Here is a 20883-nt window from a genome sequence, read left to right as displayed (position 1 = left end):
TATACTCTTAATTGTTTACATTTCGTGTAATGTATATATACTTATAATTTAAAGGGTTGATATCTCCGGGATAACCGGCAAGGGAGGACTATATTAGACATGACTTCAATTATCAAAGTTGGGATTGTAGGATACGGGAATTTGGGCAAAGGGGTACAGCAGGCGATTGAACAAAATCCGGATATGGAGCTTGCAGCTATTTTTACCCGCAGAGACCCGCAGCAGCTGGGGGAAATCACAGGAGCAGTCACAGAGCATATATCCGCAGCCGAGCAATACATAGGCAAAATCGACGTAATGATTCTGTGCGGCGGATCAGCGACAGACCTGCCGGAGCAAACCCCGCAGCTGGCCCGATTGTTCAATACAGTGGACAGCTTTGACACCCATGCCAAAATTCCTGACTTCTTCACTGCCGTGGATAAGGCAGCCCAAGGCGGCGGGACAGTCAGTGTGATCTCAACGGGCTGGGACCCGGGAATGTTCTCCATGAACCGTCTGCTGATGCAGTCCATCCTGCCGGAAGGTGAGGATTATACCTTCTGGGGCACCGGGGTCAGCCAAGGGCATTCGGATGCGATCCGCCGTGTTCCCGGTGTGAAGGCAGGCGTGCAATATACCGTTCCTGTCCAGGAGGTCATTGACAGCATCCGGGGCGGAGAGACCCCGCAGCTGACTACCCGCGAGAAGCACCGCCGCGAATGTTTCGTGGTGGCGGAAGATGGGGCAGACCGTGAGGCAATTACCCGGAGCATTGTGGAGATGCCGAATTATTTCGCCGATTATGATACAACGGTCAACTTCATTTCGGAGAATGAGCTTGCTGCGAAGCATTCCGGCATGCCGCATGGCGGCTTCGTTATCCGTAGCGGTATAACCGGCGGCGGAAGCAAGCAGATTGCCGAATTCGGCCTGAAGCTGGACAGTAATCCTGAATTTACGGCCAGCGTGCTGGTAGCCTATGCCCGTGCAGCTGTCCGCCTGAAGCATGAAGGCCATAAGGGGGCCAAGACGGTATTCGATATTCCGCTCGGCCATCTGTCCCCTAAATCGGCAGAGACGCTGCGGCGCGAGCTGCTGTAGGCTGGCGAAGATCAGCACAGCAATTGGAACAACGGTCCATTCGTGGAGCGTTCTCCCGAAAGCTTAAGTATCGCATATTCCAAATAACGAGGGGTGTCTCACGCAGCCAGTTCATGGCCTTTGAGACACCCTTTCTGCAGGTTCTGATGGAATCAAAAAAAATCAGAGGTAGAAATACCTCTGATTCATAGTGAGTGGAAGTAACCGGACAAATGCGGTAACTAAATAAGCTGGACTTAATCTTCATACTGAAATCCTGCACGAAATACAACATTTCCCTCATAATATCGGGCCTAATCAAGAATTGTTGTATAAAAAGCAGCATTTCCCACGTATTCACGCGGCAAAAGGGACAATTGTTGTATTTCATACACCAATCCTTACAAATTCCCCAGTATCAGTGAATCTATGTTGCACTACGTACAACAATATGTACAACGATAGATTCAGGCCTAGCTCTACAGATAAGCTTTATACATATAGCAACGTATAGCAACAGCATCATTCCGGGCAGTCCATACTGCTCGCCGTAATAACCAAGGCTTGTTCCGCCCGCCATTGATCTGCTGCTTGTTTAGTTACACAATCCCCTGCGCCAGCATAGTGTCCGCAACCTTCAGGAAACCGGCGATGTTAGCCCCGGCCACCAGATTACCGGCTACCCCGTATTCCTCTGCCGCCTGCACGGTTCTGCGGTAGATATTCTTCATAATCTCCTGCAGCCTCGCATCGACCTCTTCGAAGCTCCAGGCCAGCCGCATGCTGTTCTGGCTCATTTCAAGTCCGGAGACCGCTACACCGCCCGCATTCGCCGCTTTGGCCGGAGCGAACAACACATTATTCTCAAGGAACAGTTCAACCGCTTCAATCGTTGTCGGCATATTAGCCCCTTCGCCGATGGCTTGAACTCCATTCAGAATCAGCGTCCGGGCAGATGCCAGATCAAGCTCATTCTGGGTGGCGCAAGGCAGGGCGATGTCGCAAGGCAGGCTCCAGATTCCGTTGCAGCCATCCACATACTGTGCGTGCGGATGCTCCTTCACGTATTCGCTGATACGCAGGCGTTCGGTTTCCTTCAGTCTTTTGACAGTAGCGAGATTGATGCCTTGCGGGTCATGAATGTATCCGTTTGAATCACTGCACGCGATGACAAGAGCTCCCAGCTGCTGAGCCTTCTCGATAGCATAAATGGAGACGTTTCCTGACCCCGAGATAACTACCCGGCTGCCCTCGAAGCTGGTTCCCCGCGTGGACGACAGCATTTCCTGCACGAAGTATACGCAGCCGTAGCCGGTAGCCTCCTTGCGTGCCAGACTGCCCCCGTACAGCAGCCCTTTTCCGGTGAGCACCCCGGCCGCATGTCCTCCGTGAATCCGTTTATATTGTCCGAACATATAGCCTATCTCGCGTGCGCCTACACCGATATCACCAGCGGGAACATCCGTATCCTGGCCGATGTGGCGGTGCAATTCCGTCATGAAGCTCTGGGTAAAGCGCATAACCTCCTGATCGGATTTATCCTTGGGATCGAAATCGCTGCCGCCTTTGCCGCCGCCCATGGGCAGGCCGGTCAGGGCATTTTTGAATATCTGCTCGAAGCCCAGGAACTTAATAATGCCAAGATAAACCGAAGGGTGGAAGCGGAGTCCGCCTTTGTAAGGGCCGATGGCGCTGCTGTATTGAACGCGGTAACCGCGGTTGACCCGGACCTTGCCGGCATCGTCGACCCAGGGCACACGGAAGGATATGCTGCGCTCGGGTTCTACCAGCCGTTCGAGTATGCCATGCTTCATATATTGCGGATGACGGGCCAGGACGGGCACTAGGCAATCGAGGAACTCCTTGACCGCCTGATGAAATTCGGCTTCTTGCGGGTCGCGCTGCTGGACCTCCGCGTATATCTGATGAACATATTGTACAGCCTGGTTAGTAATTTCTGAAGAAACGGAATGAACGGTGGACACTTTAGCTAGCACTCCCTGTCTGATAGTGGATTCGGGCAGCCCCGGATTTATTTTTAATTTAAAAGAATTCTATAAAACCTTACATCAATTTACCAATCAATTATTTTTGGTGTGGTCATTAAGAAATTCTATGAACCTTACATGCGATGCCAGATATAGCTTGTGAAAGGACTGATTTGGGCTTCAATATAATGGTAATTATGTTTCAATGTTGTCATATCCTTGTCCGTAAACTTTACAAACAGTATCGGAATAGATATAATTTAAGTATAATTTTTAGGGTTTGAAACAACAGAAAGGGGCCTAACGCCAGTAGGCTCCTTTTGTATTTCTTGCCCATGTTACAGGAGGGCGAAGGTCATTCACAAGGAAAAAATTATGGTATGCGTTCATTATGGTCCGCACGGGGAGCGTTTGATCCGGCGTGGAGTCGAGCTGTCTGAGATGCTGGGGGCACCGCTTTATGTGCTCAATGTGGATAGCTCGGATAGTGATGAATACAATCAGAGCAAAGAAATGTTCATGGCGGTCTGGAAGCGTCTCGCCGAGGAGGCCGGAGCAGAGTTTATGGTCCGCAAACGCCGGGGCCGCAAGACAACGGATGTAATCGTTGAAGCGGCAGAAGAGAAGGATGTCACGCAGATTATTATCGGACAATCCGCCCAGACACTGTGGCAGGAGCTGACCAAGCGCAATTTTGTCAATGAGCTGATCAGTAAAATGAAGATGATGGATCTGCATGTTGTGGCAGTACAGCGGATGCGCGCCGGTCTTGAAGAGACGCATGAAGAAGGTGTAATCTCCTATCTGGTGAAGAATGAGGGCGTTTATCAGCTCAGCGATGAGCCGGAAGGTCAGGATTTCATCAAAGGGAAATTTTTTCACGAATTGCACACGGAATTTGAGAATGGCTTATTCAGAATTGAGCAAGATGGTAAAGCGAGATATTTGCATATCTGCGAGGGGACACTTAGCGATCCCTTATAATCGTTTTTACTTCCAGTAGTATGTACTATTGTTCACAACTTAATTTGTAGAGTGGAAAAGGAGGCTTGCCTTTGCTGCATATAACCGTACTTGTTCCGTTTCTGCTGGCCCTAATGATAGCGCTTCTACGCGGGCGGATGGCCTGGCTCCACCGGGGTTGGCTTGTACTTGCCGGACCGCTGGCGTTGTTCATTTATTTCTTGACCCGGATTCCTGTCATTAAGGGAGGGGACTCCGGATATGAGACTGTATCCTGGATTCCGTCCCTTGGCATTAATCTGGTATTTCATCTGGATGGATTAAGTTTGCTGTTTGCATTGTTAATTACGGGAATGGGGATGCTGGTCATCTTCTACTCGATTTATTATCTGGACAAACGCAAAGAAGAACTGACCCCGTTTTATGTATATCTCCTAATCTTTATGGGCGCGATGCTCGGGGTGGTAATGTCCGATAACCTGATGGTTCTGTACGGCTTCTGGGAGCTGACAAGTGTATCCTCCTTCCTCCTGATTGCCTATTGGCACCGTAGACAGAAGTCACGCTACGGCGCACTGAAGTCGATGCTGATCACGGTCTTCGGCGGTCTGGCAATGTTCGCCGGCTTCCTGATGCTGTATGGCATGACAGGGACCTTCAGTATCCGTGAAATCTGGAGCCAGGCCGGGGACATCAGCGGACAAACGCTGTTCATACCGTCGATGATCCTGATTCTGCTGGGGGCTTTCACCAAATCGGCCCAGTTTCCGTTTCATATCTGGCTGCCGGATGCGATGGAAGCACCGACCCCGGTCAGCGCATATCTGCACTCGGCAACGATGGTCAAAGCAGGACTGTATCTGGTCGCGCGTTTCAGCCCGGTGTTTGCGGGGCAACATGAGTGGTTTTGGATTGTGTCGGGCGTCGGCCTGATCACCTTGATCTATGGATCGATCCAGGCGATGAAGCAGACGGACCTGAAGGCTCTGTTAGCCTATTCTACAATCAGCCAGCTGGGGCTGATTATGGGATTACTGGGAATGGGATCGGCAGCTTCATTCTATACGGGTGAAGAGGCTGTGTTCTTTACCGCCGCAACAACGGCTGCCCTTTTTCATTTGATTAATCATGCCATATTCAAGGGTTCGCTGTTCATGGTGGTCGGGATTGTCGACCATGAGACGAACACCCGTGATCTGCGCAAGCTGGGGGGATTGGTGTCGCTGATGCCGGTGACCTTCACGGTAGCACTGATCGGCAGCTTCTCCATGGCAGGGCTCCCGCCGTTTGCGGGATTCCTGAGTAAGGAAATGTTCTTCACGGCTGTACTGAATATCAGACAGCTGGATATCCTCAGCCCGCAATCCTTCTTCACGATCTTTCCGGTGCTGGCCTGGATTGCAAGCATATTTACCTTTGCATACAGCATGATTATGGTTTTCCATACCTTTTTCGGCAAATACCAGCCCGAGAAGCTGGATAAGAAGCCGCATGAAGCACCGTTTGGGCTGCTGCTTCCTCCGATTCTCCTGGCACTGCTGGCCGTTATCACCGGCCTGTTCCCGAACATCCTGTCCAAGACATTGATTGTACCGGGAATGAATGCTATTCATCCGCAGCTTGCGGCAAGCTCGCCCTTTTATGTGAACATTTATTTCTGGCATGGCTTCACAGCTGAAGTGTGGATGACTCTGGGGGTGATCCTGCTGGGAATTGTCGTATACCGTGTGTATGGCCGGTTAAGTCTGGTCGATAAGGAATGGCGCAGCGGGTATACACTCAACCAGGTCTACGACGGCAGTATCCGGCTGGTGGAGCGGGTGTCCCGTTCGGTGACAGGGCTATATATGACAGGCTCCATGCGCCATTATCTGATGTATATTTTCACCTTGATTATTGTTGTAGTTGGCGGTTCATTGCTGTACGCAGACGGAATTACGTTTGGCCAAGGGCAGTATGCTCCGGTCACCTTCTTTGAAGTCGTGGCAGTGCTGGTCATGCTGACAGGTGCGCTCGCGATTCCGTTCGCCAGGTCCAGGATTGCGGCAATTCTGTTAACGGGAATGGTAGGGTATATGGTGACATTGCTCTTCATCCTGTTCCGTGCACCCGATCTGGCGCTTACGCAGATGATCGTCGAAGTGGTGTCGGTGACGCTGTTCCTGCTCTGCTTCCGGCATTTGCCCCGACTGAAACGGGAGAAGGTCAAATTCCGGGTAAAGATCCCGAAGCTGATTATCGCCGTAGGATTCGGGGCAACGATGACACTTGTCGCACTGGCAGCGCTTGGGAGCAGTCCGTTCGAGTCCATCTCAAGCTACTACGTGGAGAACAGCTATACCCTCGGCGGCGGCAAAAATATAGTCAACGTGCTGCTGGTGGATTTCCGCGGCTTTGATACCATGTTTGAGATTACGGTGCTTGGTCTGGCCTCGCTGGCTATCTATTCAATGATTAAGCTGCAGCTTGAACCGGGTAGTAAGCCTGATCTGGTCAGAGATGTGCCGGACGATAACAAGCCGCGTTATGCGCGCAGTAACGATGTGCTGCTGCAGTCTGTGGCCAAAGTGGCCTTCGTGATTATTATTACCTTCTCGCTGTATTTGTTCTTTGCCGGTCATAACCATCCGGGCGGCGGATTTATCGGCGCATTGATGGCTGCAGCCGGGCTCGTGCTGCTCTCGATTGCGTTCGGTACAGAGTTTGTAGAGAAGGTGCTGCCTGTCGATTACCGTAAGTTAATTGCGGCCGGAATTTCTATAGCTTTTCTCACAGGGATAGGTTCCTTTGTATTCGATGTTCCGTTCCTGACCCAGACCTTCGGCTATTTCGAGCTGCCGGTGATGGGCAAGACTGAACTTACTACAGCAACACTGTTCGATCTGGGCGTATACCTGTCAGTGATCGGTGTTACCATGAATATCATCTTTACGATCGGGAGGGATAACTGATGGAGATCCTTATTGCCCTGGCGATCGGCGTATTGTTTACCGTAGGTGTATATCTGGTCTTATCCAAAAGCCTGCTCCGCATCCTTCTGGGGACAACACTGCTGACTCACGGTGTTCATCTGCTGCTGCTGACCATGGCGGGACTTAAGACTGGCGCTTCACCGCTGCTTGGCGAGAAAGCGGAGAGTTATGTCGATCCGCTGCCGCAGGCGCTTATCCTTACTTCGATTGTAATCAGCTTTGGGGTATCCGCGTTCTTCATCGTGCTGGCTTACCGGGCATACCGCTCGGCAGGCATGGATGATGTGGAAGGAAGCAAGGGGGAGAGACCATGAACAATCTGCTGGTACTGCCTTTGCTGATTCCGGCCTTTACGGCGGTCATCCTGATTTTTCTGAAGGAAAGAATTAACCTGCAGCGTATAATCAGTGCAATCAGTGTATTTGTCAATATTGCTGTTGCGATAATTATTGTGTATCAGGTGAATACAAACGGGATTCAAACGCTGTACATGGGAGGGTGGCTGCCGCCCTACGGCATCGTCTTTGTTGCTGATATGTTTGCGGCATTGCTGGTATTAACCACGGCGGTTGTAGGCGCGGCCTGCCTGTTCTTTTCCTTCGCAAGCATTGGGGAACAGCGGGAGCGGTTCTACTACTATACCTTCTTCCACTTCCTGCTGACCGGTGTGTTCGGCTCCTTCCTTACGGGAGACCTGTTTAATCTGTTCGTATGCTTCGAGGTATTGCTGGTTGCCTCCTATGCGATGATTGTACTGGGCGGAACCCGGGTTCAGCTGCGGGAGACACTGAAATATATTCTTGTCAATGTGATCTCCTCCAGCTTGTTCGTAGCGGCAATTGCTTATCTGTACGCTGCGACAGGTACGCTTAACATGGCGCATCTGGCGGTCCGTGTAGCGGAGGCGGGGCAGGGCGGTGTCATGAATGTAATTGCTGTACTGCTGCTGCTGGTCTTCTCGCTCAAAGCCGGTCTGCTACTGTTCTTCTGGCTGCCGGATTCATACAGTGCTCCTCCCCTGGCTGTAAGGGCGCTGTTCGGAGCCTTGCTGACCAAAGTTGGGCTGTATGCCATCACACGTACATTCTCCCTGATTTTTGTTCATGATCCGGGGCTGACACATACGCTGATCGGCTGGATGGCCGGAGCAACAATGATTCTTGGAGCTGTCGGCGCGCTGGCTTACAATGATCTGAGCCGGATTTTTAATTACAATATTGTGATTAGCGTAGGCTTTATTGCCTTTGGCATATCGGTGGCAACCCAGGATTCATTCAACGGGGTAGTGTTCTATCTGATGCACGACATGATTGCCAAGGCGCTGCTGTTCTTCCTGGGCGGTATGATTATTGCAGCGTCAGGAACGGAGCAGCTACGGCAAATGGGCGGCCTGATCCGCCGGTATCCATGGACGGGCTGGATGTTTTTCATCCTGACTCTGGCGCTGGTGGGCGTTCCGCCGCTTAGCGGTTTCGCGGGGAAAGTGATGATGGTCCGCAGCGGCTTCGGGGAGCAGCACGTCGCTCTTGCACTTATTGCACTGGCGTCAAGTTTCGTTGTGCTCTATTCGCTGATCAAAGTGTTCCAGGAAGTGTTCTGGGGTGGTGAAAGAAGCGAGGAAGAAGTCCACCCGCTGCGCTACAAAGCAATGATGGCACCGGCTGCCATGCTGTTTGTCCTCATCATCCTGATGGGGGTCGGCGCCGAAACGGTGAACGGGCTTGTGGCCCAAGCCGGGGCCGTGCTGGCTGATCCGGCAGAGTACATTAACGCTGTGTACATTAACGCTGTCATGAAGGAGTAGATGAAGATGGCCTTTCAAATATTATTAAATCTCATGATAGCGTTCTTGTGGATGTTCCTGAATAATGACTGGACGGCCTCCGGCTTCATTGTCGGGTATGTGCTGGGTATTGCCGTTCTTATGGCTATGCGGCGTTTCTTCGACGGGCGGCTGTATCTTGGCAAGGTATGGGCTATTGTGAAGCTGGCTGGCCTGCTGCTGCGGGAACTGGTTGTATCCAGCTATATCGTGGTCAAGGCGGTGCTTCGGCCGAACCTCAACATCCGCCCGGCCATCCTAATGTACCACACGGAGCTGGAGTCGGACTGGGAGGTTGCCGTGCTGATTACACTGCTCTGCTTGACTCCGGGGTCCGTGGTGCTGGAAGTATCCAAAGATAACCGGACGTTATACATTCATGCGATGGATATACAGGATGTGGAACAGTTCGGCGCGAATATCCGCAATACGTTCGAACGAGCGATTCTGGAGGTGACCCGTTCATGATTCATTTTATACTCATGCTGTCGCTTTCGATCATGGTCATTTCGATTGCAATTTGCGCCTGGAGGCTGGTCAAAGGACCCTCGCTGCCTGACCGGGTCGCAGCACTCGATACAATCGGAATCAACCTGCTGGCGATGGTGGCGGTTCTCTCGATCCTGTTCAAGACTGAGGCCTTCATTGAATACATTCTGCTGATCGGCATTCTCTCTTTCATCGGAACTATGGCGCTGGCCAGATATATCGAAAGGGGAGTGGTGTTTGAATATGGAAATGATCAAGACGGCCGTTGAATTGCTGTTCGTATTGCTTATCCTGACAGGTGCACTCCTCAGTGCTGTCAGCTCTGTGGGGCTGATCCGTCTGCCGGATGTCTACTTAAGATCACATGCTGCTGCCAAAAGCGCTACGCTTGGTGTATTGTGTGTGCTCAGCGGGGCGTTTCTCTACTTTGCTTTTTTTCTCGATTACGTCAGTGCAAAGCTGCTGCTGGGGATTGTCTTCGTATTTATGACTTCACCGTTGTCAGCCCACCTGACCGGCCGGGCGGCCTACCGCTCCGGTATTCCGCTGTGGAACCGCCGTATCCAGGATGACCTCAAAGAGGTGCTGGAGAAGGAACGGATCAAGTCGGATTCTTCAACGTCATAGCCGTAAGGTGTAAACAGGGATGTCCTCCAGGCCATAAATGGTCTGAGGGACATCCCTGCCCTGGTTTATTGTGAAAGCTGCTGCGGAGAATTGTGATTCTGTGCAGTCCGTCTGCGGTACAGATGCAGCAGTGCGTATGAGAGGACGAACGCAGCTGTAACCAGCCATAGAGGGATTCGCGGATCGAGCTTGTACGCCCAGCCGCCGATGATGCCCGCAGGTGCAGTGAACAGCAGGATCAGCACGGACAGTGTGGAAAAGACTTTGGCCCGTTTATCGTCATCGATGGCGTTCTGTACGGCAGCCTCCAGATAAGGTGAACTGATCATCAGTCCCACGGCTGCCAGTATGGTGCTGAGTCCGATCCACAAGAGGCTGGACGAAGGATATAACACCAGCATAGCATTGGACAGCGCAGATAGTCCGAAGCCGGCCATCATGGAGCGGTTGGCGCTCTGGTCCGGGATTTTGGGCATAAGAAGCCATAAGGTCAGCAGCATGATTATAGAGGAGACTGCGGGAAACAGGGAGAGGATACCGCTATCCATATGCAGATAATCAGCCAGGTACAGTGACAGATAGGTGCTCTTCAGCGTGGCCTGGAAATTGAACAGGATGTATACGCCGAAGATCAGCAGCAGATTGCGTTCCACCCACAGCTCACGGAATGCTCCGCCATATTCGACCATAATTTCCCGCAGTCCAAGTTCACGTGTTTCCTGACGTTTCCTTATTCCGGCTTCGGTTTCACGGGTCGTTAGCTGACGGCCGACGAACTGGAAGGTCATGAACAGAAACGCGAGCACATACATCATCCGCATCCCCTGAATCATGCCGTACTGGTGTACAAGCAGACCGCCCAGCGGTGCAAACAGCCCTCCGATGACACCGATAATCTGCAGCAGCGTGAAGACATACGTCCGGTCAGAGGGCCGGGTGTCCTCGACAATCAGGCAGTAAAAGGCAATATGCGGGACACGCTGGAAGCCGTTTATGACCGCAGCAGCTACAAAAAACCACAGATTGTGTGAAAACGCCCATAATAGAGTTGCCAGGCTCCAGCTAAGCAGGTCAAAGTATAAAATAGCCCGCTTGCGTCCCAGACGGTCCGTCAAATATCCGCTGATTAATGAAGAGAATACCTGTACGATCAGTCCGATCGTGGTAATCCAGCCGATGTTCAGCTCCGACAGTCCCAGCTCGTACATATAAAGCGTGGCATAGGTGGAGAACATGCTGTAGGGAATCAGGAAAAAAGGTTCAAAGGTTAAGCAGCCCCGGCTGTTTCCCTGCAGCCGCGGAAATAAAGGTTTGGCCATGATTAAATCCTCCAGGGTTGTCTGTAAAGTAAGGAAAGGTCCAGACCATTAAATGATAATTACAGGACAATGTCAACAACAAAACGCAGCTAAGTTGCAGCGGTGCCTGAAGTTACTGTAGACTGGTTAGAAAAGCTGTTGTACTCGGATGAAATTTACATAAGGTGGTTAACATGCATATCCTTATCGGAATCGTATTTATCATTGTATATGCCTTAATTGTATTCTACATCGGCTGGAGCGGCTGGGGCTGGATCAAGCCGGTAGTGTCGGGCAGGTTCCGGCTATTCTATATCCTTGCGCTTGTTTTTCTGGCCAGCTCGCTGATTCTGTCCAGAGTGGTCGCAGGATCGGCCATTTTAAGTATTATCGGCAGCTACTGGCTGGCATTGTTCAGCTTGTTGATTATGCTGCTGCCGCTTGTTCATCTATCGGTTTGGCTAACGAAGCTGAGCAGGCTGCCGCGTCATGCCGTTCAGAAGTGGTCGGGAATTCTTACTATGCTGCTGCTGGCCGGTCTGCTTGGATTCGGGAGCTTCAGCGCTTACAGTCCGGTTGTCCGTTCCTATGAATTGAAGATCGGCAAGACCGGGCCGGCGAATGGTGAACTTCATATTGTGATGGCCTCAGATATGCATTTTGGCTATTTATCGGGTAAAGGCCATGCGCTGCGGATGGTAGAGAGGATCAATGCGCTGAAGCCGGATATTGTATTATTCCCCGGTGATATTGTGGATGATGATATTGTACCGTATAAGGACAAGGGCATCGGTGCGATATTAGCGGAGATTGAAGCACCGCTTGGTGTGTATGCTTCTCTGGGCAATCATGACCGCTTCAAAGGCGGGACGGAGGAGATCATCAGTCTTCTGGAGGAGAGCGGGATTCAGGTCCTCTATGATGAAGCCATTGAGGTAGGAGACTGGCTGACGCTTATCGGGCGGAAGGATTATAGTGATAAGGATAGAGCTGAGCTGTCTGTTCTGATGGAGAACGTAGATGGCTCGAAGCCGGTATTTATGCTGGAGCATCAACCGGTCGGCTTCGACACAGCAGAGGAGCAGGGGATTGATCTGATGGTCTCCGGCCATACCCACCGCGGGCAGATCGCGCCTGCCAATCTGATCACTTCCAGAGTGTTCGAGAATGACTGGGGATATCTGCAGAAAGGGCAGCTCCATTCCATAGTATCTTCCGGATATGGATTCTGGGGTCCGCCGATCCGTATCGGATCGCGGTCGGAGGTAGTATCCATTCATGTGAATTTTAATAATTCAGAGCGATAGTGCAAGAAGGGTTCATCCGGATATTCGGATGGACCCTTCTTGTACTAAGCCACTCTGATCTTGTGGAAATAGACTGCTCCGCACAGCCAGCGGAATCCGCGTCTGCCAAGGGTTCCGGCAGCTACTCTTGAGACGGAGCTCCTTTGCTGCTCAATATTTCCTTGTAGAGTTCTATAGCCAGCGCCTGTGACCGCCTAAGATAGCATCCGGCTCCCCGTAAAGAATATGGAGAAGCTTACCTTAATGCGCATATTCCTGCTGCAGGCTGGATACATGCTGGTGGAAATTTAGACCGCTATGCTCAAGATAACGTTCATTCCGTAACAAAAAAGGCTCCAGATTCAATACATGCAGGGAATTTTCCTGCGCAGAACAGGGTGGCGTCAAAAGCCGGAAGATCATCCGTCCGCAGATCCTACCGGTGAATGAACAGAATCATAGCTGTAATTCTTTTGGTTCATACAACCGGGTTAAGGCGTGCATATGCAGATCGTTCATGGGAGCTACTCTAGAAAAATAAGGCAGCTGCCATTTCTGCGCAGCAGAAGCCTGCTTATTAGTCACGGTATCCCAGTCCGGATACACGCGCATTGCCATTCTGCGCCGCATCCGGCATTCTGCGGTTCTTCCTGCACTGAATCAACAGTGAAGCGGGCCGGTGCATACAACGCATCAGTTATATAAGCTAACGTATTATAAAAGTTATTCATGAGATGCCTTCTTCCTGAGTGGTTATAATGCTGTCTCCAATTAAGTTAATACCAGTCCATCCGGCATAAATGTAAGCTGTTTGTAATGTTATGCGGGATGATATTTGTTAGAATGGGGGAACTGCAGGAATTTACTCGACTAAAGGAGAGGTTTAATTGTTAAGAAAAGGATTCACAGTTATGTTCTCAATACTATTGCTATTATCCGGCAGTTTCACGGCATTTGCTTCCGGGAAAGGCAGCGGGGGAGCAGAGGGAGCAACCCCATCAGGGATTCCGCTGACCGGTTTGGAAGCTTTTGTCGACGATTATGTAAAAGAGTACATAGGACAACAATCCGTAGGGGCGTCTGTTGTTATGGTAAAGGACGGCCGGGTGGTACTGTCCAAGGGTTACGGATACGCCGACTTGGAGCAGCAGATCCCTGTTTCGAAGGATACGGTAATGGAATGGGGCTCGATCAGCAAGCTTACCGTATGGACCTCCGTAATGCAGCTGGTTGAGCAAGGAAAGCTCGATCTGAATGAAGATATCCGCAAGCTTTTGCCGGACAATTTCCTGACCAGGCTGAAATATGATGATCCCATAACGATGCTTCATCTGATGAACCACAATGCCGGATTCGAGGAGTATATGTTCGACATGGCCTATCAGTCCCCTGAGGAAGTACGCTCTTTGGAAGAGGGGCTGCAGCTGGCCCAGCCGGCACAGATTTACAGACCGGGTGAGGTTATAGCTTACTCTAACTATGGGAACTCACTGGCTGCCTATATTGTGGAGAGAATCAGCGGCCAGCCATATCATGAATACGTTCAGCAGCATATTTTTGATCCTCTCGGGATGAAGGATTCGATTGCCTATTCTGTTGTAGAGGACCGTCCGGAGCTGCTGAAGCATAAAGCTAAAGGTTATTTCTTCGAGGGAGAAGGGAGCTTTACGCAAGGATCATGGAATTATATGTCCATGTACCCTAACGGAGGCAATAACGGCACTGCAGAAGATCTGGCTAAGTTCGCGATGGCATTCATGCCTGCAGCCGGAGAAGCATCCCCTCTGTTCGAGAAGCCGGAGACACTGGGCACGATGCTGACTCAGAGTTATACCTCTGCTGAAGGAATGCCGGGTATTGCCCATGGGTTCTGGGAATATCCCGGAATGAAGCGTACGCTCGGACATGGCGGAAATACGATTGCATTTGCCACCAATCTGCAGATTGTGCCTGAAGACCGGTTCGCGATCATAATTATGACCAATCAGGCTAGCGAATCCAATATTGTACATGGTCTGACCAAAGTAATACTGGGCACACGTCAGCAGGCAGATGTTGTTGATCTGCCGGATTCGTCAGAGGTTCAAGGCGAGTTCATGGCTGCGCGGCGCCCCGGACACGGCTTCATGAATCTATTCCCCTATCTAACCCTGATGAAGCTTGAGCCGCAGGGGGAAGATCAACTCCGGGTATCACTTGCCGGGATGACCGGAAGCTATAAGCAGGTTCAGCCCTATCTCTATGAGAAAGTAAGCGGAGACTCGGCGCTGGATGCCTGGCCCATGCTGCATGCCACGGTCAGAGAGGGTAAGGTGGAGGCCATCTCGGTATATACGACAGATTATTTGCCGCTGCCTGCTGGTAAGTCAATGCCGGTGCTTCTCTTGAATGCCGTGCTTGCGGCACTGGCCGTCCTCTATTTCGTTATCGCCCCGTTTGTGTTGCTGATACAGGCAATATTGAACAAGCGAAGAGCCGGAACACGTCCTGCACCCCGTGCCGTCAGCCGCATGCTGGCAGCTGGCCTCACCTTGACAGGCAGCGGCATTGTGGTGAACAACCTGGTTCTGGCCTTGAGAATGCTCAGCAACAATGAACGTGCCTATGCCGAAGTGCATCCGCAGATTCTGATTAACTATGGTCTGACTGGACTGGCGGTGTTGTTCTTGGCCGCGCTGCTGCTGTCCTGGAGGAAGAACCGCTCTGCTTCAACTGCCCGTGGCAAATGGTCAGCAATTCTTCCTACTGTCATGATGATTATTCTGGTGTGGTTGCTTATATTCTGGCAGTTATATAGTTAAACAGGGGGATTACACCGCAAATAACGCCTGACGAATTGAATTTTCCTAAGCTGATTTTCCAATTGTTCGTCATTACTGAATACATCGCCAAGTGACGTAAGCGCACCGGCGATGTATTTTTGTGTGTTCCTGCTTAATCAGCTGCGGTGCATCAATCAATATTTAGGCAGCTTGAGTACCGGCCATAATAGCTTCCTCAATACCGGACGAAGCCAATAAGCCAATACAGTCGTTCCGGTCCATGAGCTGCGCTTATTCTGCAGGTATTGATCGTTGATAATATAAGTCCGGGTAGAAGGGGGACTCTTGAGACCGAGCTCATCCCATTTTGCCGGATCATTCGAGCCATTGAGCCTTTTAAGCATATTTGCTGTTTCATGGTCTATTTTAGCGGGAATCTGTTCGTAGGCCTGGGAAATTTGCATATGAAATTCATCGATCGGACTGCGGCTGGCCAGGCTCTCCAGGTGGATGCTTTCACGAAGGTAAGAGACGTATGCCAGATGGTCCGCCCAGAACCCGTCGATATAAAAAAGCCGTACCCGCTGCTCCGCAGGGCTCATCGGTTTCGTGCCTTGCAGAATTCCGAGCCGCTCCGCGTATAGAATCCGCCTCTGATCCTCCACCATATCCGAATAACCGTTCAGTTCCTGGTGGATATCGAAGTTTTGGCTCATAATAACGCGCTGGGTATGCGCGATTTTGCTGCGGAGCACCGGATCATCGAGTGCCTCATCCTGCCTGGGAACGCGAACCGCTTTATCGAATCCGAACCGCAGCATCAGCTCATCCTCTAAGCTTACGTAGAATACCGAGGCCCCCGGGTCACCTTGGCGGCCGGAACGACCGCGCAGCTGGTCGTCGATTCGTACGCTTTCATTCACATGAGTGCCTATCACGTACAACCCGCCCAGCTTGGCTATTACCTCTGCTTGCACGGGGTCACCTCCACCGAGCCGGATGTCGACGCCGCGTCCCGCCATATTCGTAGACACCGTGACGGCGCCGGCTGCTCCGGCTTTGGCGATGATCCCGGCTTCTTCTGCATCGTTTTTTGCATTCAGAACCTGACAGGGTACACCCGCAGCTGCTAATGCCTCCGCCAGCATATCAGACTCCTGGACGCTGGACGTTCCAATGAGAATAGGACGTCCCGCCTTGTGAACGGACGAGATTTCTTGTACAAGCGCTTTAAATTTGGCTTCTTTATGGGTATAAATCATGTGTGGATGGTCGATTCGTATGTTTGTCCGGTTCGGCGGAATTTGCACGACCTGCAGCATATAAACCGCTTTGAATTCCATTGCGGACGCGTGCGCGGTCGCCGTCATTCCGCAAATTCCCGGATACAGGCTAATGAAATGCTGGAGGGTAATTGTGCCGAGAATTCTCCCGCTGGCGGTCCACTGCAGCCCCTCTTTGACCGCAAGCGCGGCTTGCAGCCCGTCCGGTAAATACCTGTTCTCGGCCACACGGCCGGTATATTCTTCGATCTGCTCGATTTTACCGTCCCGGACGATATAATCAATGTCTTTGTTTAATAACGATTCCACATGCAGCGCGCAATTTAATGACGTTAATAAGTGAGAATTATGGCTATCGTACAAATTACCGCATCCCAGCAGGGATTCCGCTTTCGCAGCGCCGGCTTCATTCAAGTATACATTCCGCTGGAACTCATCGAAGTCGTAATGCTCCACGGGCTGTAGCTGCCGGGCCACTTCTGCGAACAGAATGCCGTCACTGATGGAAGAGTCCGACTCCCCGCTGATGACTAGCGGCACCCGCGCTTCGTCAAGAAGCAGTGAATCCGCTTCATCGACGATGACATAGTGGAACGGACGATGTACGGTATCGGCTTCGCTTAGTGCTATCGTGTCGCGCAAGTAATCGAAGCCCGCCTCTTTCGCCGTAACGTAGGTTATATCGGCGGCGTATGCTTCCCGTTTCCGGGACAGGCTCATGCCCGCCTGCACAGGCTGAACCGTTAATCCGAGGAAACAATACACCGGACCCATCCACCCGGCATCGCGCTTGGCCAAATAATCGTTAAAAGTCAGCACATGAACACCTTCGCCGGTCAGTGCATTAAGATAAGCAGGCATAACTGCAGATAGCGTTTTGCCTTCACCGGTATGCTGCTCGATTAAGAATCTCTCATGCAGTGCGATCGCAGCCATGATCTGAACATCGTAAGGCTGCAGTCCGAGCGTTCTTTTCGCTGCCTCACAGACAAGCGCATAAGCATCAACAAGCAGCTCGTCCAATGGCGTACCCGACCGAGCTTCTTTTTGCAGCCGTAGGGATTCCGCTTGAAGCTGGCCATCCTCCCATGCTTGCAGATTCCGGTTCCTGATGAGCTCCGTTTGGTCCTGATAGGCCTTCAGCTTAATCCGGTTATCGTAGTCTTTGAACCGATGCATCAGCTTGACGGCTATATTCATAGGAATATGATCTCCTCTCGGTAGTAGAATGAAGTCCAATCGCTCCATAACATGGAATGCTTTGCCTGGCTTCAAGCTCATAAACTTCGTATTACTACGTAAAAGCCTGCCCAAAGTTTCTATTTATTTCCTCCTAGGCAAAATTGCCAGAAAGACGCGGTCTTACATACAAAAGCAGCAGCAACCTCGGTCTACGGGGTTGCTGCTGCTTTTTCAATGAGTGCAATCTGTCCTAAATAGTGGTATGAGTAAAAGGAGGTCTGTGCTAACCGGAGTTCAAGGGTTGTTGAAACCATATCCCTAATATCCGCAATGATCCATCCCACAAAATACAGAAACATAAGAGGGTATGCAAATGCTATAGGTGTTCCGATCCAGTGTCCAAATTGTGCGGGAAACTACTGGACCAGAGAGAGCCACGGGTTCATCCGCATTAAGGTGGTCTAGACGAGAATAATAACTACTCTCAGAGCACTTGAAATTAGTTCGTCAATCCATGCATCTCCATCTCATCAGTATGATTATTTCCATAGGAGGGACGTGGCAACATGAGAAGCTCAGAGGGATATAGACAATTATTATATTTCTCGCCGCTCCGTTCTCCGTATTTAAAATATAATGAACCGTGCTGCATACCCATCACCCGGTCCAGTCCGCCAAAATGCTTATCTAAATCCTTCGATTCTTGTATGCTAGCTCCCCTGCGCTCTTGAAGCGGGAGGAATATAAAGATGACAAGCTGTATGTTACATTGCTGCAACTGGATAAACAATAGGCAGATGGAATCGTTTGCGCTAGAATAAGAAATATGGGCAAAGGAATATCAGGTTCATGGATGCGGAAGCGTTGCGGGAGGAATTAGAAGACTCAGTTATTGATGAAAGCGTTTAAATTATTTAGAGGAGGGAATTAGATGATCAAAAATTGGATTTACAAGTGCAGTTGTTGGGGACTTATAACATTATTAATGATAACGCTCACAGGTTGTGTGAAAGAACAGGAGCCAACCGCTGTTCAGCCTTCGCCAACCCAGGAGGGGAAGGCTGCTCCTGATGAAACCATAGGTACAGTGAGCATAGAGAAGCTCGGGGAACGGAGAATCTTTGTTTACCTGCCGCCTGGGTATGAAACCGGCGAAGACCGTTATCCTGTAGTGTATATGAACGACGGGCGGAGTGTGTTTAATACCGGCACCAGTTCTTTTAATAAAGAGTGGCTGGTTGACAAGAAGGTAGACCAACTTGTTAAGGATGGCAAGATGGAGAAGGTCATTGTAATTGCAGTTGATGCAGGCGAAGGCTCAGAACGGGGGAATGAGTACGTCCCTTTCCCTAATGATTCTATTCCTACGGATGGGACCGGGGCGGAGAAATTTACCCGCTATTTTGTTGAAACCGTCATTCCCTTTGTGGATTCAACATACAGAACGATCCCGGACAGGGACCACCGGATGATCATAGGATCGTCATTTGGCGGAGTGCAGGCGTTCTGGATGGGCTACCACCATCCCGAGACTTTCTCGATGATCGGTGCGCTGTCCGCCTCCACATGGGTAGCTAACGGACCAGCGTTTGAAGATTGGGTGCAAGAAACCGGAAAGCCGGATGTGAAGATTTGGCTGGACATGGGAGCTAAGGAAGAAATGGTAATCGATCCACTGGTAGATATACTTTTATTGAAGGGGTTTAAATATGGGCAGGATTTATTTTTTCAGATGGATCCTATTGGTGAGCATAACGAGATTTCCTGGTCCAGACGAGTACATAGTCCACTGATCATGTTCGCCGGGGAAGCACCCGGTCAAGCAGTTAATCTGGAAGTAAGCGACTATTGGGCAACTTCAGGGATGGGAGAATCTTATCTCCGCATCAATCCGGTAGCAACCATGTACAATGGAATGGACTACTCTGTCTCCTCCGAAGCCGTATACAAGGTGCTTAATCCCGAGGTTGGACAGGTGGATCCATCAGGGAAAGTGACCTTTTTGAAACAGGAAGACTTGCATGTTGAAGTTACATATCAAGGGATGACCCAATTGTATGATATAGATAAAGATCGTTAGGCACTATAATATGATAGTCTGACTTTTTATATGAATGCATTTTTTCAAGTGTATAAAGATATGTTCTGTTGCAGGCATCAGTACCAGCCAAGCTATATTTCTTTTACTCCAGTAATCGGCTAGACTACTTGCCTTTTGAGTAACAGCATTTTCATCGAACAATCGTTTGATTCTGCTTTGTTCAACCTTGTCTACAAACTGTCCTGGCTTCAACATCGATATGATTTGTCTTGTTTGCTTGCCAACGACAGTTTTGTAAGCCAATAATGATTTGAAATTTATACTTAAACTTAACTCGGCAATTTCTTCTTCACTCATCTCATTACCAGAGTGAGTAAATCTAGTGTTCATTTTTTCGAACCAATTTCCAGAATAAAGAGCTTGTTGTTGATCAGCAACTAGAATACTCATGGTCATATCCTCAAGTCGGGCACTATGCCAAAGATGCCATGCAATCGAGTTTTTCGTATCCGAAAGGTTCACTGGGTACTTTCTGAAGGTTTGTTCGTCCAAACTTGTTATTGCGGCATCATGTAATGTTAGTTCGGTTAAATTCCCAACGGATGAAGAATGTAACCAAGCATGCAGAGAAAGAAATGATTGAACGGACTGTGCATGTTCTTCGGGATTCAAAATCATTTCATTTAAAGCCTTAAGATTCTCACTCCAAACCCTTTGTTCTTCCAAGTCCATGAAATCAACACCTCCTCTTGTGACGTTTGTTGAAGATTGCCGTCCTTAGCGCAGCGTAGATTGACTGAATAAATATGTATGGCTTGTCCGCTTGGATTACCAGTTTATATAATTATTATGTATGAACTGGCATGTTCCCGCCATAACTTTTGCAGCTTTTTTGCAACTGTTTTGAGAAGAGCGCTTCATATCTGGGCGGGCGCCAACCGTTAGCCAAGGGCAAGGGTGTCCACTGCGAAGTGGATTCTTAAGCAAGCCGGAGGCAAAAGCATGGGCAAGTTACACGAACTTGATTTGAGGCTGTGCCAGTCGGATGAGTCACCCAAACATGAAGAAATCCAAAGCTGCTAAGGACTGGCGAGGTATACTCCTGTGG

The 20883-nt window shown here is 50.3% G+C and carries 16 protein-coding genes; 11 read left to right on the top strand and 5 right to left on the bottom strand.

Annotation, left to right across the window (positions count from 1 at the left end):
* Window positions 1–99 precede the first annotated feature (99 nt).
* The gene (locus tag MKZ24_RS22805; RefSeq protein ID WP_340786922.1) at window positions 100–1083 is read left to right on the top strand and encodes a diaminopimelate dehydrogenase; all 984 of its coding nucleotides are present in this window, start codon (window positions 100–102) and stop codon (window positions 1081–1083) included.
* Between the two features lie 578 nt (window positions 1084–1661).
* Here MKZ24_RS22805 and gdhA read toward each other — a convergent pair.
* On the bottom strand, window positions 1662–3017 hold the full coding sequence (gene gdhA / locus MKZ24_RS22800; protein WP_445324194.1) for an NADP-specific glutamate dehydrogenase: 1356 nt from the start codon (window positions 3015–3017) through the stop codon (window positions 1662–1664).
* Window positions 3018–3425: 408 nt separating this feature from the next.
* Between gdhA and MKZ24_RS22795 the strand changes: the two genes are divergently transcribed.
* From MKZ24_RS22795 to mnhG, 7 genes are all read left to right on the top strand, one after another.
* Window positions 3426–4034, top strand: a complete 609-nt coding sequence (locus MKZ24_RS22795; RefSeq protein ID WP_042136847.1) for a universal stress protein — start codon at window positions 3426–3428, stop codon at window positions 4032–4034.
* A gap of 65 nt (window positions 4035–4099) precedes the next feature.
* Window positions 4100–6964 carry a Na+/H+ antiporter subunit A gene (locus tag MKZ24_RS22790; protein WP_042136849.1) on the top strand — a complete coding sequence of 955 codons (2865 nt, stop codon included), beginning with the start codon at window positions 4100–4102 and terminating at the stop codon, window positions 6962–6964.
* Window positions 6964–7299, top strand: a complete 336-nt coding sequence (locus MKZ24_RS22785) for a Na(+)/H(+) antiporter subunit C (RefSeq protein WP_042136851.1) — start codon at window positions 6964–6966, stop codon at window positions 7297–7299. The genes MKZ24_RS22790 and MKZ24_RS22785 overlap by 1 nt, the downstream gene beginning before the upstream one ends.
* On the top strand, window positions 7296–8789 hold the full coding sequence (locus MKZ24_RS22780; RefSeq protein ID WP_336100517.1) for a Na+/H+ antiporter subunit D: 1494 nt from the start codon (window positions 7296–7298) through the stop codon (window positions 8787–8789). Before MKZ24_RS22785 ends, MKZ24_RS22780 begins: the two co-directional genes overlap by 4 nt.
* A 6-nt stretch (window positions 8790–8795) precedes the next feature.
* Window positions 8796–9275 carry a Na+/H+ antiporter subunit E gene (locus MKZ24_RS22775; RefSeq protein ID WP_042136855.1) on the top strand — a complete coding sequence of 160 codons (480 nt, stop codon included), beginning with the start codon at window positions 8796–8798 and terminating at the stop codon, window positions 9273–9275.
* Window positions 9272–9565 carry a Na(+)/H(+) antiporter subunit F1 gene (locus MKZ24_RS22770; protein ID WP_039306104.1) on the top strand — a complete coding sequence of 98 codons (294 nt, stop codon included), beginning with the start codon at window positions 9272–9274 and terminating at the stop codon, window positions 9563–9565. The genes MKZ24_RS22775 and MKZ24_RS22770 overlap by 4 nt, the downstream gene beginning before the upstream one ends.
* Entirely contained in the window at window positions 9540–9923 is a 384-nt protein-coding gene (gene mnhG / locus MKZ24_RS22765; RefSeq protein ID WP_336100647.1) for a monovalent cation/H(+) antiporter subunit G, read from the top strand. The genes MKZ24_RS22770 and mnhG overlap by 26 nt, the downstream gene beginning before the upstream one ends.
* Before the next feature lie 65 nt (window positions 9924–9988).
* Here the strand turns inward: mnhG and MKZ24_RS22760 are convergent, their stop codons facing one another.
* A complete protein-coding gene (locus tag MKZ24_RS22760) occupies window positions 9989–11242 on the bottom strand; it encodes an MFS transporter (protein ID WP_042236056.1) in 1254 nt (417 codons plus the stop codon).
* A 173-nt stretch (window positions 11243–11415) separates the two neighbouring features.
* Here MKZ24_RS22760 and MKZ24_RS22755 point away from each other — a divergent pair, with 173 nt between their 5' ends.
* Window positions 11416–12528, top strand: a complete 1113-nt coding sequence (locus MKZ24_RS22755; protein WP_340786910.1) for a metallophosphoesterase — start codon at window positions 11416–11418, stop codon at window positions 12526–12528.
* A 435-nt stretch (window positions 12529–12963) separates the two neighbouring features.
* On the opposite strand, the gene MKZ24_RS22750 is transcribed toward MKZ24_RS22755, so the two are convergent.
* Window positions 12964–13125, bottom strand: a complete 162-nt coding sequence (locus tag MKZ24_RS22750; RefSeq protein WP_340786907.1) for a MepB family protein — start codon at window positions 13123–13125, stop codon at window positions 12964–12966.
* Window positions 13126–13394: 269 nt separating this feature from the next.
* On the opposite strand from MKZ24_RS22750, the gene MKZ24_RS22745 reads away from it, so the two are divergent.
* Complete coding sequence (locus MKZ24_RS22745; RefSeq protein WP_340786904.1) at window positions 13395–15308, top strand: serine hydrolase domain-containing protein; 1914 nt, start codon at window positions 13395–13397, stop codon at window positions 15306–15308.
* 155 nt (window positions 15309–15463) lie between these two features.
* On the opposite strand, the gene MKZ24_RS22740 is transcribed toward MKZ24_RS22745, so the two are convergent.
* Complete coding sequence (locus MKZ24_RS22740) at window positions 15464–17752, bottom strand: preprotein translocase subunit SecA (RefSeq protein WP_340786900.1); 2289 nt, start codon at window positions 17750–17752, stop codon at window positions 15464–15466.
* A 913-nt stretch (window positions 17753–18665) separates the two neighbouring features.
* On the opposite strand from MKZ24_RS22740, the gene MKZ24_RS22735 reads away from it, so the two are divergent.
* Entirely contained in the window at window positions 18666–19814 is a 1149-nt protein-coding gene (locus MKZ24_RS22735) for an alpha/beta hydrolase (RefSeq protein ID WP_340786897.1), read from the top strand.
* Window positions 19815–19817: 3 nt separating this feature from the next.
* Here the strand turns inward: MKZ24_RS22735 and MKZ24_RS22730 are convergent, their stop codons facing one another.
* A complete protein-coding gene (locus MKZ24_RS22730) occupies window positions 19818–20507 on the bottom strand; it encodes a DinB family protein (protein ID WP_340786894.1) in 690 nt (229 codons plus the stop codon).
* Window positions 20508–20883 lie beyond the last annotated feature (376 nt).

Source organism: Paenibacillus sp. FSL R7-0297, from assembly GCF_038009025.1.
GTDB lineage: Bacteria > Bacillota > Bacilli > Paenibacillales > Paenibacillaceae > Paenibacillus_AQ.
The sequence above is the reverse complement of the archived record's forward strand: the minus strand, read 5'-3'. Positions and strand labels throughout refer to the sequence as shown.

Excerpts from the sequence above, each read along its gene's own strand:
- MKZ24_RS22805 (WP_340786922.1), top strand. The coding sequence starts at position 100 with ATGACTTCAATTATCAAAGTTGGGATTGTAGGATACGGGAATTTGGGC.
- MKZ24_RS22795 (WP_042136847.1), top strand. The coding sequence starts at position 3,426 with ATGGTATGCGTTCATTATGGTCCGCACGGGGAGCGTTTGATCCGGCGT.
- MKZ24_RS22785 (WP_042136851.1), top strand. The coding sequence starts at position 6,964 with ATGGAGATCCTTATTGCCCTGGCGATCGGCGTATTGTTTACCGTAGGT.
- MKZ24_RS22780 (WP_336100517.1), top strand. The coding sequence starts at position 7,296 with ATGAACAATCTGCTGGTACTGCCTTTGCTGATTCCGGCCTTTACGGCG.
- MKZ24_RS22775 (WP_042136855.1), top strand. The coding sequence starts at position 8,796 with ATGGCCTTTCAAATATTATTAAATCTCATGATAGCGTTCTTGTGGATG.
- MKZ24_RS22770 (WP_039306104.1), top strand. The coding sequence starts at position 9,272 with ATGATTCATTTTATACTCATGCTGTCGCTTTCGATCATGGTCATTTCG.
- mnhG (WP_336100647.1), top strand. The coding sequence starts at position 9,540 with ATGGAAATGATCAAGACGGCCGTTGAATTGCTGTTCGTATTGCTTATC.
- MKZ24_RS22760 (WP_042236056.1), bottom strand. The coding sequence starts at position 11,242 with ATGGCCAAACCTTTATTTCCGCGGCTGCAGGGAAACAGCCGGGGCTGC.
- MKZ24_RS22755 (WP_340786910.1), top strand. The coding sequence starts at position 11,416 with ATGCATATCCTTATCGGAATCGTATTTATCATTGTATATGCCTTAATT.
- MKZ24_RS22750 (WP_340786907.1), bottom strand. The coding sequence starts at position 13,125 with ATGGCAATGCGCGTGTATCCGGACTGGGATACCGTGACTAATAAGCAG.
- MKZ24_RS22740 (WP_340786900.1), bottom strand. The coding sequence starts at position 17,752 with ATGAATATAGCCGTCAAGCTGATGCATCGGTTCAAAGACTACGATAAC.
- MKZ24_RS22735 (WP_340786897.1), top strand. The coding sequence starts at position 18,666 with ATGATCAAAAATTGGATTTACAAGTGCAGTTGTTGGGGACTTATAACA.
- MKZ24_RS22730 (WP_340786894.1), bottom strand. The coding sequence starts at position 20,507 with ATGGACTTGGAAGAACAAAGGGTTTGGAGTGAGAATCTTAAGGCTTTA.